This window comes from Prosthecobacter fluviatilis, assembly GCF_055388355.1.
The window spans coordinates 2,610,719-2,628,651 of sequence record NZ_AP043782.1; the positions used below are offsets into that span (position 1 = coordinate 2,610,719).

Genomic DNA, 17,933 nt, shown 5'->3' on the forward strand with positions numbered 1-17,933 from the left:
AAATAGGGTTGGGGTCAAAAGTGGATGATCCAGATGCCTGCGGCGCGATGCAGCTCGATGACCGCACGGGCGTGGTCGCTTTGGGCGGTGTAGAAGCTCTGCCAGACCTCGTTGGCCTTGCGCTGGGCATCGAGCAGTTCGAGGAGCGATGAGCCGCCTCGTTTGTAGCTGACCACACGCTTCTCCAGCGCGGAGTCCACGTCCTTCAGCACCCCGGCCTTGTAGAGCTCCACTCTTTCACGAGCGATGCCGTAGAGGGAAAGCGCCTGCCGCACATCCACTCCTGCCTGAACTTCGGCATTTTCAAGGTTGAGCTGCGCCTGCTGTGCCATGGCTTGGGAAGCGGCTATCCCGCTTTTGTTCCGGTTCCAGACTGGCAGCGGGATGGAGAACATCACCCCGCCCATGTTATAAATCGGCTGCGGAGAAACGTCGTTGTACGAGGGAGTGCTCTGCTGCCAGATAGCTCCGATGGTGACATCTGGAATACGCTTGGCCTTCTCCAAATTGATGCCGGCCTGCGCCGCATCACGAAGATAACGCATTGCTATCAGGTCCGGCCGGTTTTTGATGGCGCTGGAAAGCAGTTTGAAGAGATCCGTATTTTGCGGCGCCACATCCAGAGCTCCCACCGGCTGCCAGTGAGTGCTGGCAAACTGCGGCCCCAAAAATGCGTTGAGCCCCAGTTCCGCATTTTTGGCCTGGGCCTGCGCATCCAGCAGCTCCGCCTCAAACTGGCGGACTTCCACCCTTGTTTGCAGCAGATCCACATCGCTGATGTCTCCGGCCTTTTGTCTTTCCTGCTGGGCCTGCAACAGTTCCCTCAGCAGCGTGGCGGTGCGCTGGAACTGGGCTGCCACCTGACCCATGAAGATTGCATCCGCATACGCAGCAGAGGCGTCCAGGCGAAGGTTCTGCAGAAAGCTTTGCAGCGAAGCGGAGGTCGCAGCATAATTTTTTCGGGCTACAAGCCAGCGCTTCGCTCTCTTGCCGCCTGTTTCAAAAGTTTGGGAAATGCTTGTCTGGTAGTAGCCTGGCAGAGATTGTGCCCCGGTGTGTGTCAGGTCTTTCCCATTGTTAAACTGCAAGACCGGATTTTGAAACACCTTGGCGGCGGCAATCGCTGTCTCAGCAATCGTGACATTGTAACGTTGCGCAGCATACCCAAGGTTCGATGCCGCCACCTTGTTTAGGTAATCCTCCAGCTTGATCGATGTTTTTCGGGAAGTGAGTTTGGTCAGTTCAGCCAGACGCTCCGCAGAGGGGCCCTCCGGTGCCACAGGTGCTTCTGCGGCGGTCGCCCGAAGTTTCAAGAACAGCATCAACAGAAGGAGATGAAGACAGGTTTTCATGTGTCGTGGCGGCATCAATGACCTTGAGCTAGGTAAGTTATGAGTCATTCGATACAGCGCAATCATTGTTGTATTTCAGGCAGGCAGGCAGAGCAGCTCTCCCGCGGAATGCCAGCAGCTGGCAGCCCGACAGAAAGAGTTCAAATGGGAGGGTGTTTATTTTATCGCTCGTTCTAGGAAACCCGTGCCCGGAGGGGTTACTTGAGCTGGTTTTTCCGCAGCGCCTCGTTGCTCCAGAAGTCTGCGAGCACGGCATCTCCATTCAGCACCTGCACGTGAAAGCCATGATAGCGGTGCCCGGACTCCTCGACGGTCTTGACGGACCTTCTGCCGCTTCTCTCCGTGTGCATGGGGGTGAAAACAAACGCCACCTTGGGCGTGGCCACATCCGCATACCTGCCGTTGGCGTCCACGGAGATCTTCATGTCTCCGGACTTTTCCACCACGATGGTGTCTGAACCACGGCGCAGGTTGGCGGCGAACAGCGTCCACCTCAAGGTCACGCCTTCCAGCTTGGCGCCAGAGGGGTTGGTGACCCGCACATTGAGCCAGTAGGCGCGGGTGACTTCGGCCTGTTTTTTGTCGGCGGTCTTGTTTTCACTGGCCGCCTTGACGTTGAGCATGACAGAGCCGGCAGACGCAACGCCGGTCAGCAGCAGGCCGAGGAAAATGGAAAGGATGGTTTTCATGGAAGAAAAAAGGAAGAGTGAGGGTCTCAAGCTGGAGAAAGCTACGGCATGGACAGAGTGAGACCGGACCGGCCCATGCACGATGATGAAAGTCATGGAAGCTGATGCAAACCACCCGCTTAGAAGCCGGTGCACAGCAATCCCTATGCCTATTTTAGGCAATGCCGAGGCGTTGCCGGCATTTGGCCTTCAGCCTCAACAGCACTCCCTGCACAACAGGCGATGGCGGCGCACGCCGGGGCAGGCCTTGGAGATGGCCGCTTTTTCAAGCGACAACACCAGCTCTGTCCTGACGCAGTGCGCCATCAGATCCATTCTGCTCAGCATGAACGGATCCCATTCCGGGTCTGCGTGATCACGCAGACCGCTGATCTTCATTTCCACATCGTCTTCATCCAGGGCCAGCACCAGGTGGGAAGTCACCTTCAGTGCCGCCGAGCCTGAGGCCAGGGCACACAACTCCGAGCCGAATGTCAGCAGGATCAGAATTGATGAGATGTACAAGTACCAGCGCATGAAAGAGTCGGTAGGCGGATTTAACGATCGGATGTCATGGTGGCTATCACAGGCTTTTAATTATTTTGCCAAGAAAAAAAAGCCCTATATTCACCCCAGGCCAGCGAGCTTTCGTCTCAGCTTGCGCATCAGAACGGCGTTCCCCTCCAGCTCTTCCATCAGAAGGGTCAAAACATCCAGGGTCTGGCGGCTGATGTGGTGCTCCATGCCCTCCACATCTTCATGCACGGTTTGGGGATCGAGCCCAAACCCCGCCAGCAGACGTGTCAAAACCTCATGCCGACGTGCGATCTCAGCACCGACCTTGCGCCCTTCATCCGTCAGGACCACGCCACGGTACCGTTCATACACCACAAAGCCTTCCGCATCCAGCTTCTGGATCATGTTGGTCACGCTGGCCTGGGAAATGCCCAGGTTTTTGGCGATGTCCACGACACGGGCATACCCCTTCCCTTCGATGAGATTATGGATCTGCTCCAGATAATCCTCGATGGCGGGCGAATGGACATGCGCGGTGGTTTCTTGACGCTTGGCGGGCATGCAGACTTTTAGCCCACGCCCCGGTGCAGGGAAAGCGAATCATTCCGCGCCCAAAGTTAGCCTGGGCTAAAATTCCGCTTGCCATTTTCCCGGCCTGATGTTTTTAGCCCAGACTAATTTTTATAATGCGCGCAAACATCACTTTTCTCACCTCACTCTTTGTCGCCAGCGCCGTCTTCGGCGCCGAAGAGCAGCCCCCCGTGCGCGAACTGAGCACCGACCGCCCGGACCAAACGGAGTCCGCCCACACCGTGCCGAAGGGCTGGTTTCAGGTGGAAAGCAACCTCATCTCCTTCAGCCGCACCCGGCAGGCGGGGGAGAGGTCTGATGACACCTCCTTCTGCGACTTTATTTTCAAATACGGGATCACCCACAACACGGACCTGCAGATCGGCTGGGCGCCACGGCTGCTGCACCGCAGTGAAGACGCGGACAGCGTGCTGATCGGCAAAAACAACGGCAGCGGGGACTTGTACCTGCGGATGAAAACCGGTCTGGTGGGGAACGACGAAGGCCCCTACGCCCTGGCTCTGCTGCCATGGGCGAAAGCCCCCACCGCCACCAAGGGGCTGGGAAATGACTGCTGGGAGTACGGCCTCACAATCAATCAGGAGCTCGACATCGGTGGCGGCTGGGAACTCGGCTCCAGCATCTTCCTCTCCATGGCCGTCACAGACCACCAGACGCGCTATTTTGAGCCCGCCTTCACCATCGCCATCGGGCGCGACCTGACTGAAAAAATCGGCTTCTATGTGGAGACGTACCAGGGCTACCTCACGGATGAAGGGCGCTACTGGCAGTCCTCGCTGGACGGCGGCCTCAGCTATCTCGTCACATCCAACCTGAAGTTCGACGCCGGCGTAAACTGGTACTACAACGCCCAGGAGGCCATCAATCCCTTTGTCGGCGTCTCTTTCCGCTTTTAATTCAATCCCCATACCATGGAAAACACTCCTGAAACAGGCTGGCGCTCACGCGGAGGCGATTCTCTGCCCGAAGTCTTCCGCTCCGTGCCCGTGCCCAAAGGCGGCTCGTTCTGGCGCAAGATGCTCGCCTACGCCGGCCCGGGCTTCCTGGTCTCCGTCGGCTACATGGACCCCGGCAACTGGGCCACGGACCTCGCAGGGGGAGCCCGCTACGGTTACACCCTGCTCTCAGTCATCCTGATTTCAAACGTCATCGCCATCCTTCTCCAGCACCTGTGCGTGAAGCTCGGTGTCGTGACGGGCCGGGACCTGGCGCAGGCCTGCCGCGACCACTACCCCAAGCCGGTCGTGTGGTTCCTTTGGTTTCTGTGCGAGGCCGCCATCGCCGCGTGCGACCTGGCGGAAGTGGTCGGCTCGGCCATCGGGCTGCAGCTGCTCTTTGGCATCCCGCTTGTCTGGGGCTGCGTCATCACCACGCTCGATGTCATGATCGTGCTGCTGCTGCAAAACCGCGGCTTCCGCTACGTGGAGGCTCTCGTCATCACCCTCATCCTAACCATCGGCGGGTGCTTCGCCGCCGAGATGGTGTTTGCCCGCCCGGATCTGGCCGGCATCGCCAGCGGCTTTGTGCCTTCGATGGAGATTTTGAAAAACCGCGAGATGCTCTTTGTCGCCATCGGCATCCTGGGCGCCACAGTGATGCCTCACAATCTGTACCTGCACAGCTCCATCGTGCAGACGCGCAACTTTGCCCGTGATGATGCGGGCAAGGCCGAGGCCATCAAGTTTGCCACCATCGACTCCACCTTTGCGCTGATGTTTGCGCTGTTCATCAATGGCGGCATCCTCATCGTCGCGGCGGCGGCCTTCCACACCAGCGGGCACAAGGAAGTCGCGGAAATCCAGGAGGCCTACGAGCTCCTGAGCCCGGTGCTCGGCGTCGGCGTGGCCAGCACACTGTTCGCGGTGGCGCTGCTGGCCAGCGGGCAGAATTCCACGCTCACAGGCACGCTCGCCGGGCAGATCGTCATGGAGGGCTTCCTCAACATCCGCCTGAAGCCGTGGCTGCGCCGCCTCCTCACCCGCCTCATCGCCGTGGTGCCCGCCGTCTGCGTGATCGGCTATTACGGTGAAGGTGAAACCACCAATCTCCTGATCTGGAGCCAGGTCATCCTTTCCATGCAGCTGAGCTTTGCCGTGGTGCCGCTGCTGAGATTCACGGATGAAAAGGCCAAGATGGGCCGCTTTGCCAACCCCGCCTGGATCAAAGGCCTCGCCTGGGCGAGCGCGGTGGTCATCATCATCCTCAATTTCAAGCTTCTCTTCGATTTCTTCGCCCCGCAGTCCTGGATCAACGCCCTCGGAATCTAAACGCCATGTATCGCAAAATCCTCGTCGCCCTCGACACCGGCTCTTCCGATCAGGAGCTGCTCCCCGCCATCACCGCCCTCGCCACCCTGATGCGGAGCGAGCTGCTGCTCGTGCATGTGGCTGACGGCTGGGCGGCCCGAAATTTCGACCAGCTCAAGCTCGCCGAGTCTGAAGAGATGAAGCAGGACCTGGACTACCTGGAAACCACCGCCGCCAGGCTGCGCACGGACACCAGCCTCACCGTCAGCGTCCGCCTCGTGCTGGGCGAGCCGCCGGACCAGCTGCTCAAAGTGGCCGCTGAGGAAAACATCGACCTCATCGCCCTCGCCTCCCACGGCCACCGCCTCATCGGCGACATCATCCACGGCAGCACCATCGACGCCGTCCGGCACAAGGCCACCGTGCCCCTCTTTGTGGTGCCGCCCAAGCGCGCACCTTGACGAACGCGCCCCCTCCCGCCATATCAGGGGCTCCTATGCGCATCCTTTCAGGCCTTCAACCCAGCGGCAGACTCCACATCGGCAATTTCTTTGGCATGATGGAGCCGGCTCTCAAGCTGCAGCACGAAGGCGACGCCTACTACTTCATCGCCGACTACCACTCACTCACCTCCGTCCACGACGGCAAGGCCCTCCGCAGCTACGTGCGTGAGCTCGCCATCGACTTCCTCGCCTGCGGCCTCGATCCTGAGAAGTGTGTCTTCTTCCGCCAGAGCGATGTGCCCGAGCACTGCGAGCTTTCCTGGATTTTGAGCACCATCACCCCCATGGGCCTGCTGGAGCGCTGCCACAGCTACAAGGATAAGATTGCCAACGGCATCAAACCCTCCCACGGCCTCTTTGCCTACCCCGTCCTCATGGCGGCGGACATCCTCATCTATGACAGCGATGTCGTCCCGGTGGGCAAGGACCAGAAGCAGCACGTCGAAGTCACCCGCGACATCGCCATCAAGATGAACGAAACCTTTGGCGAAGGACTCTTCAAGCTTCCCCAGCCGCGCATCCAGGAGGCCACCGCCGTCGTGCCCGGCCTCGATGGTCAGAAGATGAGCAAGAGCTACGACAACACCATCCCACTCTTTGAAGAGCCCGGCCCGCTCAAGAAGAAGATCATGGGCATCAAGACCGACTCCACCCCCGTGGAAGCGCCCAAGGCCGTCGAAGGCAGCAGCATCCTGGCCTTGTACAAGCTGGTGGCCTCACAGTCCGACTACGATGCCATGGTGGCCGACCACCTGAACGGCGGCGTGGGCTACGGCGACTTTAAAAAGCGCCTCCTGCAAGGCGTGACCGACTACTTCGCCCCCTTCCGTGCACGCCGCGACGAGATCGTGGCAGACAAGGGCTATGTGGACAAGGTGCTGGCCGAAGGCGCGGAAAAAGCCCGCGCCGTCGCCCGCAAGACCCTTGGCCGCGTGCGTGATGCCGTGGGACTGGGCTGATCAGCGTTTCCGCTTCTTGCCCTGCTGCGCACGCTTGTGGCCATGCCCAGGCTTGCGAGGCGGTGCGCTCTTGATTTCGCTGCGGTCCCTTTCACGGCGCTCAGGCCGCTCTGACTTGCGCGAGCGTGGAAACTCCTCCTTGGGCACCACAAGCTGGAAGTCCACCTGCTTCTTCAGGCTGTCGAGCTTGTAGATCTGCACCACCACATTGTCTCCCAGGCGGATGACACGCCGTGTGTGGCGGCCGGTGATCTGGCGGCTGGCCTGATCAAAGACGTAGAAGTCATCCCGGATGGCCGAAAGGGGCACCACGCCGCTGAGGCCCAGATCGGGCACATCCACAAAGAAGCCGAAGTTCCGGACATCGGTGACGAGCGCGGCATAGGGCTGCGGCTTCTTCGAAGCGATCTGCGCCTTGAGGTAGGCATAGAGCTTCACCTCTTTGCTGTCGCGCTCGGCATCCGCCGAGTTTTTCTCCGTGGCGCTGATATGCTCAGCGATCTGCTTTGCCACACCGGCATTGAGCTCGACCTTGTCGAACAAGGAGCGATGCACCACCAGGTCAGCATAGCGGCGGATCGGGGAGGTGAAGTGCGTGTACTTCGGCTTTGCCAGGCCGTAGTGGCCCAGAGGCTCGACCGCGTAGCGCGCCCGCATCATCGAACGCAGGAAGCCGATCTTCAAAGCAGGCCCAATCGGCAGCGTGCTGAGGCGATGCAGCAGCTTCTGCACTTCGGGCCGATGCGTGAGATTGCCACACTGCACGCGGTGGCTCAGCACCTCTTCGCGGAAGTCGCTGAGCTTCTTTTCCTTGGGCGACTCATGCACACGATACACTGAGGGGCGGTTCAGCCCCATCAGGCGGCCGGCCACAGCCTCGTTGGCCAGCAGCATGTATTCCTCGATGAGCTGATGGGATTCATCGTTCTCGATGCGCTCAATGCGCAGCACCTTGCCATGCTCATCGAGGCGGATCTTGTTCTCGGGGAAGTCCATGTCCAGCGAGCCGTCTTTGAAGCGCTGCTGACGTATCTTCTGCGCCATCGCGTGCGCATCGTGCAGCATCTGCTCCGTCTCATTCGTGGGTGGCACCTGGATGATTCCATAAGCCTCCTTGTAAGTGAAGCGGCGCTTGGAGCGGATCACAGCGGCATAAAACTTTGAGCTGACCACATGCCCGTCCTTGGACAGCACAAACTCCACGCACTTTGTCAGACGGTCCACGTTCGGCTTGAGCGAGCAGAGCTCATTGCTCAGCGCCTCCGGCAGCATCGGGATCACACGGTCCACCAGGTAAGTAGAATTGCCGCGCTTCTTTGCCTCCACATCCAGCGCGCTGCCCGGCAGCACGTAGTGGGACACATCCGCGATGTGCACCCACAGCTTCCACTGATCTCCGTGACGCTGAATGCAGATGGCGTCGTCAAAGTCCTTCGCATCATCCGGGTCGATGGTGATGACATTGTGCGGACGGCAGTCCACACGGCCTGCGCACTCCTGCGCGCTGGGCTGATTGTCCGGGCGCGATTTGGCAATCGTGTTCGCCTCATGGAGCACATTTTTCGGAAAGTGCAGCGGCAGCTCGTAGTGGCGGAGCACGGAGAGCATGTCCACGCCCTCCTCATCAGGCGAACCCAGCACCTCGATGATCTCCCCCTCGGGCGCGGTCTTGCGGGAATCCCAGTGCGTGATCTCCACCACCACCTTGTCCCCCACGTTCGGCTTGCGGCCCACATCGCGGGGCTCGGGCACGTAGATCGCGCCAGGAAGACGCGGATCGTCCGGTGTCACGTGCAGGAACTGCCTGGAGCGCTGCAAAGTGCCCACAAACTGCGAGCGCCGTCGCTCCAGCACCTTCACCACGCTGCCGCTTTTTTCCTGCTGCCCGGGCTTCACATCCAGGCGCACGAGCACGCGGTCTCCGTGCATGGCCGTTTCCGTCTTGCTGTCCGGAATGCTGATTTCGCCGAGGCCTGCCTCATCCGGCTGCACAAAGCCGCGGCCGCCACGTGTGATCTGGATCACCCCGGGGACCAGGTCGGCCTCTTTCGCCACAATGTAGCGGTTGCCTTTCGTGCGTACGATTTTGCCCTGCTTCTCCAGGCTTTTGAGCAGGCTTTGAAGCACCTGCTGTTGATTGGGCTTCATGCCCAGTTGTGAGAGCAGCTCCGGCACATTCGAGGGTATGTAATCCTCACTGCCAAGCAGCCCCAATAATTTCTTTTCCATCTTATTCTTACCTATCTGATCGAGGTACATCGCACGTCGATTGATTCCGTCAATGAGAATTCGGAGGCAGGCGGAACTCACGGTTCAGTCGCAGCTTCAGTTTGCGCATCGTTTCATCCAGTTCGTCACGCGTGCGAGCGAGCTCCGGCTCCAGAGCTTTGTCCACCGGCGTGAACATCACGCGCTCATAGCGCTCCATGAGCGCCTGGCCATCTTCGCGCAGTCCGCATTGCGTGATCAGACTTTTCACCTGCTCCACGAGTGCGCGCGTTTCGACGATCAGCTCCATCGCCTCAGCCTCCGTGGTTTCACCCGTTTGCAAACGCCCGAGCTGCTGGCAGTTGAACAAACGGCAGCGCACCGGCCGCCGCTCATACACGGTGCACCTGTTGTCCTTCAATGCCGAGCAGGGCTGCTCCATGTAATACTCGCCGCCACGACTGCGGATCTTGAGCCCCATTCTCCCGAGCTCTGCCGGCACTTCTCCTGGCTGCATGCGCACGATCTGAAACATCGTCCCGTCACAGCACATTCCGCACGCCGTGCACAGGCGGGGAGCGGCCAAGGAAAACTCTTCGGGGGACATGTTGAATTCTTAAAGGCTTTTCTCCCGCCAAATCAACCTCTGCTCTTGCCAAATCAACCGCCGATCCGCTAAAAGCCATGGATGATTTTCCGTGCCGCATTCTGCCTGCTGCTGCTTTGCGCTCCTCTCCCGGCACAGGACAAGCCTCCGGCAGTGCCGGCCCCGGCACAGCGTTACCTGGACATTCTCTCCAAGCGCCCGCAGCCGGGGACTCTCTTTGAGCGCTTCTATGCCGCATGGCTGGAGGAGGGCACGGTGGCGGAAATGCAGCGCTTCCTTGAGGCGCAGGCTGCCGCGACAGGCGCCCCTGCCACAGCTCACCTCATCCTCGCCATTTTTCATGCTCATCGCGGCAATGACCCGGAGGCTTTGCTCTGCTACCAGACAGCCCTCAGGCTCAGCCCTCAAAATGCCGGTGCCTGGATCGAATGCTCACGCATCGAGGCACGCATGCTTGATTTCGCCGCCGCATTGCAGTCGCTCGACCAGGCGGAAGGGGCAAAACCACAGGACCAGCAGAAGGCGGAGATCGGCAAGCTGCGCGGCCGTGCGCTGCTGCGCCTCGGGAAAAGTGACGAGGCGCTGGCCGTCTGGAAAGCTCTGGCCTCCGTCCATTCGGATGACGAGGATTTGCAGGAGGAGATCATCGATCTGTTTGTCGATGAAGGCCAGTTTGAGGCGGCTCTGGAATCCGCACGCGCCCTGGTGCAGCGCAGCCGGGATCCGGCAGCCAAGATCATGCGTCAGCTTCGTCTCGCCGATGTTTTGCTGCTGACAGAACGGCGAGACGAAGCCCTGGCCATGCTTGATTCCGCCTTCGCCGCCACGGGGGCAGACTCATGGATCGAGGGAGACATCCTCGCGCGGATCGACCGCCTTTTCCGCATGGGCGATGATGTCAGCGGTCTGCAGAAGCATCTGGCCGCCATGTCAAAAGCGCACCCGCAGCGCGTCACTCTGGCCTGGCAGCACACGCTGCTGCTCGCGGCCACAGGCCAGAATGATGCCGCGCTGAAAAGCGCCCGCTCTCTGCTGCAGTCCAACCCTGGCCGCCGTGATCTGCGCGATGGCTTTCTCGATCTGCTGGACTCGCTCGGTCTCCCCGGCGAGGCCGTTGAGCAGGCACGGCTCGTCGTTGCCCAAAACCCCGGAGACAAGGAGCTGCTCGTTCGTCTTGCCACCCTGCAGCATCGTGCGGGCGATGATTCTGCGGCACGCCTGACGCTGGAGTCCTTTCTCTCCAGCGCAGCTGCCGATGAGTCCGCCCACCTTCGCATCGCCCGCCTGCTGGAAAGCTGGGAGGAACCGCCCGCGAAGGCGGACTCCCCGGCGGCGAAGGCCTACCTCAGGCTCGTCGCCACCTTCCCGCAAAGTCTCAGCGCCCAGGAGGCGCATGCGCACTACCTGCACCGCACCGGCCACCGCGAAGAGGCCATCGCCATCTGGCGGCGCATGGCCGGAAGCGCCGTGCTCGAAGACCTGCTCCGCATCGCCCAGGCATTGCAGGCACGGCTCGAGTCGCGCCCCGCTTTGGATGTCCTGCTGGAGCGTGAAAAGGACTTCTCCGCACAGCCGCGCTTTCTGGCGCTGATGGTGCACCTGCTCATGGCCAACAAGGAGTTTGGCCGCGCGCTGCCATGCGCATGTGCACACCTGCGGCTGATGCAGGACGCCGATGGCATCGACAGCTCCTTGAGAGACATCATCGCCATCGTCCGCAGCCAGGAAATGAGCCCGGCCCAGCCACTGATCGATGAACTGAAAGCGATGTCCGCACTGACTTTGCAGGATCGCTGCCTGCTCGCCGCACTGCTTGATCATTCTGGCAAAACCTCCGAGGCGCAGGCGTTGCTGAATGCCGCCCCTGCCCAGGATGCTCTGATCGCGCTCAGCCAGCTCTCCCATGTCTTCCAGTCTCATCAGGACTGGGCCAAAGCGGCGGAGACTCTGCGGCGCGTTCTTGAACTGCCCGGCGGGCGCAGCAGCGGCAATCTTCAGCGCATGGTCGAGCTCTCCCGCCGCGCCCTCCAGCCGGAGCAGGCGCTGACCTACATCGCCGAATGGAAAACGGTTTCACCTGGGGCGGTCGCTCCCTGGATCACGGAGGCGCGGGTGCATGAAGATCTGTTGCATCCGGAAGCGGCCCTGAAAGCTCTGCGCCTGGCCTTGCGCAAATTTCCCGATGCTGCGGATGTCGCCGCAGCGTGTGCGACCGCCTGCCTCAATGCGGGGCAGGCCGAGGAGGCCGAAAGGATCTACCTGGCCATGTATGAGAAGACCACGGACCCGGCTTCACGCCTGCGCATGCTTGCCCCCCTGGCAAAGGCCGCCCAAAGTCATGACGGACTGCCGAAGCTGCTGCAAAACTTCGTTCAGCGGCAGAAGCAGAACCGCGTCTCCGCCTATCCCTGGCTCGCGCTGGCGGAAATCCACCGTGCCACTGACAATGACGAAGAACGCCGCCGCTGCCTCTATGAAGCCTCCCGCCTGCGCCCGCATGATCTCACGCTGCTGCTGGAGATAGCCCGGAGCGAAGAAGAGGAGGGACTCACTCCCGAAGCCCTGCGCACGCTCGAAGCAGCCGCAAAGCTCGACAAAACCACGCAGACGAGAGAACACATCGCCCGGCTGCAGATTGAAGACGGAGATCCCGACATCGGCTACCGCATGCTGTTTGATCTGGCGGACAGCAAGATGGATGCGCGCGCCGTGGAGCAGATGGCGCTTGTCATTGGCATGAAGGGCGACTGGGAGCACGTCAGCTCCTTTCTGGCCCCGCTGCTCGAAAAGCACCCGGACGACTACCGGCTGCACTACCTCCAAGCCGTGGCCTTGGAAGAAGCCGGCCATGAGCCTGAGGCCGTGCAGGCATTCCTGCGAGTGCTGGCCATGCATGAAGAACTGCCCTCATCGCGGCAGGCCCAGCCGCAGCAGCTTCAGCTCCACGCGCTGCCTCAAGATCTGCCCTCAGGTACGGCCGACTGGCTTGCGCTGCCGAACATCGCGCGCACAGCCTACTCCTACCGCGAGGAACGAAGGCACGCAGCCCTGCTGCCGCCCGGCAGCGGCCATGGCACGTTCTCACTCATAGCGCTGCCCGCAGACGTCACGGAGTCCCCGACCTTTGCCCTCGTCCATCTCCTCCAGATCAGCAGCGTCTGGCAGGAGGATGCCCAGCCGCGGCTGACAAAGCAGCTAAAGCGGGAAGGTGTGGCCCACGCCGAGCTGCTGCTCGAGCTTGCCCGCGAGTCCTCGGATTTTCATGTGTGCTTGGAAATACTCTCCGCCCATCCTCAGGATGCAGCGCTGCACGCAGCCTGGCTGCTGGATCCCGCCAGCGAAGACGACCCGGCTGACAAGCTGGCCGCCTGCCAGCGCTGCTTTGACATGTTCAAGGGCAGGCACGGCTACCTGGCGCTCTGCGCTGCCGATACCGCCTATGACACCGCTGAAACGCCGGCAGACGCCGCCACATGGCTTCAGCTTGTCATTGATCTGTGCGCCGCAGTGCCTCAGCCGCAGAGCAACGAACACCTCGTGCTGCAAAATCTGCTGACCAGCCAGAGCAGAGATGCCCATGAGTCCAAACAGGCCCCGCTCGTGCTCATCAGCCCAGCCCAGTCCCAGACCATCGCCGCCACGCTGCGGCGCTGGATGCAGGGCATGGACAACCGCCACCTGGATCGCATGGAGTCACTGCTGGATGGCTTCTTTGAGCTGAAGGCCTGGGATGACGTCATCCAATGTCTCCAGCGCATGATCCAGCTCGCCGAAGAGCCCGGTTTGCCCAATGCACCGCCTCGTCAGTCGGTCCGTCGATCCAGTTCATTCGAAGTCAGCCCACTGGGTCTTGAGGCCACCAGCTGTCACCTGCCGCCTTTCGTCACAGGCATGCTGATGAACGCACTCGAGTTCACCCGGCAGCAGGCCGACCGCCGCGAGGGCGGAAACACTGTGGTTGCGGAATTCGTTGAGGCCATGAAGACACGGCTGGCCGCCATCTCCGAGCCCCGCCTCAAGTTCATTCTCAGCATGCTGTGCGGAAAAGGGGAGACACTGCTGACGGAGCTGCAACCCCGCCTCAGCAGCCCTGAAGCCACTGCGGAAGATTTCTTCACCGCCGGCTGGATCTGCCAGGAGATGCAGCAGCATGAGGCCGCGCTCGGCCACTTCCTGAAGGCGTATAAAACCGCCATCACCCCTGACGCACGCCAGCAGGCCGCCAACGCAGTTCTTTACCATGCGAAGCAGCTTGGCGGGACTGGCAAAGAAGAGACGGCCGTGGCTGCCGTGCAGGAAATGATGCGTCTGGCGCTGCAGCATGCCAGCACCCGGGAGACAAAGGAAAGCCTCGCCGGCGTCATGGAAGAATATGGCATGGACGCCGAGGCGGAAAAACTGCGGAGCTCACTCCCCGCGCTGCACGCTGTGGCAGCCTCCCAGTCCACAACCGCCATACTCAATCCCTACTCCCAGGCCCTGCTCCAGCGTGGAACGGTGGACGGGCGTGAAGCGCTCGACCGCCACCTCTCACAAAACAACATCTCCGGCGCGCTCAATGAGGCACGGCGCGTGGTGCGAGCGCTGACGGCGGAATGGCTCGACCCCGCCCGTCAGTCGGCGGAGACAGCCGAAAAGCTGACCCAGCTGCTGCTGAAGCTCGAAGTTCAGCAGCTCCGCCAGACCCTGCTCCTCGGCATCAAGAACGCTGCCGCCAATGGCTGGAAGCCGCGCCTGGAGCATGCCGCCTTGCTCGACATGCAGCACGCGCATGGCCGCCCCTTTCAAAACAATGATGGAGACCAGACCCTTTCCTCCGAGGCGCTGTTTGAGCATGCAGTCGCGGGATACATCACCGTTCTGGAGGCCAATCCGCACGCCCATGCAGCCCGCCAGCGGCTCGTCATGCTGCATGCCGCCTCAGATGCCGGCACGGCCCTGAAGCACTGGCTCCTGCTTCCCGCCACCCAGCAGCACCCTTTGCTTTTGCCGCTCACACGGCAGATCTCCGGCAGCGACCAGGATAACGCTCGCAGCCTCGCCGCAGCTCGGCTTGTCACGCAGTGGATCAAGAACCGCCCTCCTACCGACCGGCTGCCAGCCAGATGCATCGCCCTGATCGGGGAGGTTCTCGACAGAGTCCAGCGGGGCGGCAGCAGCTTCCCCTCCTGGTGGGAAATAGCCGACAATGACTGGCACCCGGCGCCTTCCCAGCAGGGATTGAGAGCGGATGCCCCCGGCCAGCCACAGCTCGGCGAAGATGCCCGTCGGGCACGCAATGAACGCCGCATCGCCCATGATGCCCTGTGCCACGCGATGATTGCGCTGCCAGAGCTGGCGGAAGCAGGCTTTGCCCCGCTGGCGGGCCTGGCCATGCACGAGGGGCGCAATATCGAGGAAACTGAAAAGCTGGCCCTGCAGATTCTTTCCAGGCCGGCAGACCGCCGGGGCCGCTCTGATCCAAGCCGACGACGCCGAAACGGCTCAGCCTCCGCCATCATCAGCGAAAACTGCTTTCAGACCCGCAACCGCATCGCCATGCCTTCTCCGGCTGTCTTTGCCACATGGAGCGCGGCAGCGCGCGGAGATGTGCAGATGCTCGAAGGCACCCTTTTTCCCATCATCCTCAAGACCGAAGGCCAGCCCATGCTCGACTTCTGCCGTGGCTATGCCGGCCTGCTGATGGCTGGCGATCAGGACTTCCCAAAAGCTGCGGCGGAATGGCTCCGCCCCTTTTCGCACAGCACGGGGCGTTCCACCCTTGGCTGCATGGCCGGTGAAATCGTGCGCCTCTGGCGGGCTCGCAAGTTCACCACTCCACTGGATGACTTCATCATCGAACATCGCGATTTCACCCTGCCCTCCCCCGAGCCGGCGGATCCATTTGCTGCAAGGCCGGAAGCGTCTGTGCTGGACTTTTATGTCCAAGTGCTCACCAGCCGTGAGCCCGAGGCTTTGCCACGCTTTATCCGCCGTTTGCGATCCGTTTGGGTCAGCCCGGAGGCAGCCCTCCGACAGAAGGCCTTTGAAAAAATCCGGGAGACCGAAAAAAATGGCAGCCAGCCTGACTACACACCGCTGGAACGCGCCGCCCTGAAGTACCGCGACTGGCTGCAGCACTTCATTAACGAAAGCGAGGGCTCTCTGTCCATCGTGGCAACCGCCCTGGAAGAAGACTCCACCGAGCCCAGCTTCTGGCTGTCGCAAATGGATGCCGCTGGATTGAGCGCCCGTGTGCAGACGCCTGAAGAGTTCATCCGCCTCACACGTGCCCTGGGTTTTCTTGATCCTGCGGCAAAGTCCCACCCCTTTGCCAGCGCCAGGCAGCAGCAGAAGGACCTGATGGTCAAGCTGGCCTGGCAATGCCGCGACATACAGAAGGACAGCGTCATCAACGCCATCATCGAGCGCCTCGGCAAAGACCATCCACCCAGCCTGACCACTCACTGGCTTCAGGCCATGCTGGTGCGCGCAGGCATCACAACTTTGTGGCTGGATGGCAAACCGGTAAAGCTTCAGGCGGCAGATCCCGGCAGCGAAAAAGGCCTTTGCCACGCTGCCTTCCGCCTCCTGCTGGTCCGCCATGCCGCAGAGATCGCCGCCATGCCGACGGATGAGCGTCTGAATCTGGAAGCCTTTCTCAAGGTCCAGCTGCCGGACTTCCCGCATCTCGACATCGCAGATGCGGCTTTCAAGCACGCCGTGGCCCCCATCCTGAAGGCCAAATCCGAGGAGCTGCGCCACCAGGCCGACGCCAGGCTGGCATGCAAGACCTGGGAGGAATTCAATCCGGCAGGCAGCTCCCCGGAAGATCTGACCGGCTTTCTGCAGACTGTCGCAGCAGACGACCCGGGGCGCGCCAGGGCCGTGGCAGAGCATGGGCTGAAACTGCTGGGCGGCTGCAAGGAACAGCGTTCCACCATGGGCGAGGGACTGCCAGACACACCGGCGAGCCGCTACATCATGTCACTCGCCCATGTGCCTCAGCTTCTTGGCACATCACTCGCACTGGCGGAGAAGCATGGGCTGCATCAGTCGCTGAGCTGGTGCGGCAACGAATGCTTCCGTTTTGAAGAGGCTCTCAAGAAGCCGAACAGCGCCCGCTGGGTGTTTCAGAATACGCCGTTCACCGCCGCCGCCCCGGACTTTCGGGACATGCGGGTGGATGATGCCTATGAACCCACGATGCTGGCTCGCATCATCGACAGCCTGGAGCAGGAGCAGGAAACTTGTGCAAGAATCCGCCAATGGCTTGCCGGGCAGCCCTCCACTTTTGGCACCCAGCTGCTGCTGGCGTTGCTGCACCGTGACCCCAAGGATGCAAAGGCCCGGCGAAGCTTCTACAACGAGCCCCACCGCCCGGATGATTCCAGGATCATCACCTTCATCCGCCAGCATCGCGACGACTTCACCCGGCTCACGCCCGAGACTTCCACCGCCGTCCTTGCCTTGTTTCAGGCGCGCATTCCCGACCTGCGCTCTCGCAGTGCGGCCGATCCCCGGCTCAAAGCCTCGCTCCAGCCTCTCATCGATGCAGATGCGCGTCAGTTTGAGTCGGACCTGCAGCAGTTCCTCCAGCTGACCAGCCTGCAGCAGGCAGGCTTTGGCGAGTATGAGGCCACCCAGCGCGGCCTGCGCTTCCTCGACCGCCTCGCCCCCATGGACAAAGCGCGGGCTGTCGAATTGCTAGATCACGTGAGCAAGCTGATGGCCACGGAGGAGATCATCGCCCGCAGCAAGGGCCGGCTGGCCCCTGCGCACCAGACGCGCATCGCCCAATGGCTGCAGCGTGCGGCGGCCACGCCTGAGCTCTTTGAGGAGATCATGCAGCGCGCCAACGAATGTGGTGCCACCGGCAATCCCGTCTGGATGCAGGGTGCGCTGACACACCTGATGGACTTGCAGCACCTGCAGGGCAGCCCGCAGCGTTTTGTGTCACTGTTGGAGGCCGCGCACATGCTGGACCCGGCAGCCACCTTCAATCCCCAGCCCATGCCCATGGAGAAAGAGCGGCCCACGCTGCTGGAAAACTGGCTGCCCGCCATGCTTCAGTGGCCGGATCTGCCGCCGCTTCTCGCCAAGGTCCGTCCGGACAGCTTCGGAGCCGACCTTCTGCGGCTCCTGCTTATTCCTGGGCCCAGAGACCAAGAAACTGCGGCCTTTGCCGTGAAGCATGAGGCGGAGATCGCCGCCCTCCCCCCGGCACAGCAAAAGCTCATTTCTGAACTGCTGCGGCGCCTGGGGCTGGACAAGCTCCCCCCACCTCAGGATGAGCGATAAGAT

11 protein-coding genes are annotated in these 17,933 nt (G+C 61.5%); 5 read left to right on the forward strand and 6 right to left on the reverse strand.

The window, feature by feature from the left end; genetic code table 11:
• Positions 1 to 14: 14 nt before the first annotated feature.
• The 4 genes from ACZ5WW_RS09995 to mntR form a co-directional block, all read right to left on the reverse strand.
• On the reverse strand, positions 15 to 1,352 hold the full coding sequence (locus ACZ5WW_RS09995; protein ID WP_377164618.1) for a TolC family protein: 1,338 nt from the start codon (positions 1,350 to 1,352) through the stop codon (positions 15 to 17).
• 197 nt (positions 1,353 to 1,549) lie between these two features.
• Positions 1,550 to 2,041 carry a hypothetical protein gene (locus ACZ5WW_RS10000; protein ID WP_377164616.1) on the reverse strand — a complete coding sequence of 164 codons (492 nt, stop codon included), beginning with the start codon at positions 2,039 to 2,041 and terminating at the stop codon, positions 1,550 to 1,552.
• A gap of 195 nt (positions 2,042 to 2,236) precedes the next feature.
• Positions 2,237 to 2,557 carry a hypothetical protein gene (locus ACZ5WW_RS10005; RefSeq protein WP_377164614.1) on the reverse strand — a complete coding sequence of 107 codons (321 nt, stop codon included), beginning with the start codon at positions 2,555 to 2,557 and terminating at the stop codon, positions 2,237 to 2,239.
• A 90-nt stretch (positions 2,558 to 2,647) separates the two neighbouring features.
• Complete coding sequence (gene mntR, locus ACZ5WW_RS10010; protein WP_377164612.1) at positions 2,648 to 3,097, reverse strand: transcriptional regulator MntR; 450 nt, start codon at positions 3,095 to 3,097, stop codon at positions 2,648 to 2,650.
• A gap of 125 nt (positions 3,098 to 3,222) precedes the next feature.
• On the opposite strand from mntR, the gene ACZ5WW_RS10015 reads away from it, so the two are divergent.
• The 4 genes from ACZ5WW_RS10015 to trpS are packed head-to-tail and all read left to right on the forward strand — an operon-like array spanning position 3,223 to position 6,835.
• The gene (locus ACZ5WW_RS10015; protein WP_377164610.1) at positions 3,223 to 4,023 is read left to right on the forward strand and encodes a transporter; all 801 of its coding nucleotides are present in this window, start codon (positions 3,223 to 3,225) and stop codon (positions 4,021 to 4,023) included.
• 15 nt (positions 4,024 to 4,038) lie between these two features.
• Positions 4,039 to 5,394, forward strand: a complete 1,356-nt coding sequence (locus tag ACZ5WW_RS10020) for an Nramp family divalent metal transporter (protein ID WP_377164608.1) — start codon at positions 4,039 to 4,041, stop codon at positions 5,392 to 5,394.
• Between the two features lie 5 nt (positions 5,395 to 5,399).
• Positions 5,400 to 5,834, forward strand: a complete 435-nt coding sequence (locus ACZ5WW_RS10025) for a universal stress protein (RefSeq protein ID WP_377164606.1) — start codon at positions 5,400 to 5,402, stop codon at positions 5,832 to 5,834.
• Positions 5,835 to 5,869: 35 nt separating this feature from the next.
• Entirely contained in the window at positions 5,870 to 6,835 is a 966-nt protein-coding gene (gene trpS, locus ACZ5WW_RS10030) for a tryptophan--tRNA ligase (protein ID WP_377164604.1), read from the forward strand.
• On the opposite strand, the gene rnr is transcribed toward trpS, so the two are convergent.
• Together rnr and ACZ5WW_RS10040 are read right to left on the reverse strand one after the other, a co-directional pair.
• A complete protein-coding gene (gene rnr, locus ACZ5WW_RS10035; protein ID WP_464694252.1) occupies positions 6,836 to 9,094 on the reverse strand; it encodes a ribonuclease R in 2,259 nt (752 codons plus the stop codon).
• A 19-nt stretch (positions 9,095 to 9,113) separates the two neighbouring features.
• Positions 9,114 to 9,650, reverse strand: a complete 537-nt coding sequence (locus ACZ5WW_RS10040) for a YkgJ family cysteine cluster protein (RefSeq protein ID WP_377164600.1) — start codon at positions 9,648 to 9,650, stop codon at positions 9,114 to 9,116.
• Between the two features lie 81 nt (positions 9,651 to 9,731).
• On the opposite strand from ACZ5WW_RS10040, the gene ACZ5WW_RS10045 reads away from it, so the two are divergent.
• Positions 9,732 to 17,930, forward strand: a complete 8,199-nt coding sequence (locus tag ACZ5WW_RS10045) for a tetratricopeptide repeat protein (RefSeq protein ID WP_377164598.1) — start codon at positions 9,732 to 9,734, stop codon at positions 17,928 to 17,930.
• Positions 17,931 to 17,933 lie beyond the last annotated feature (3 nt).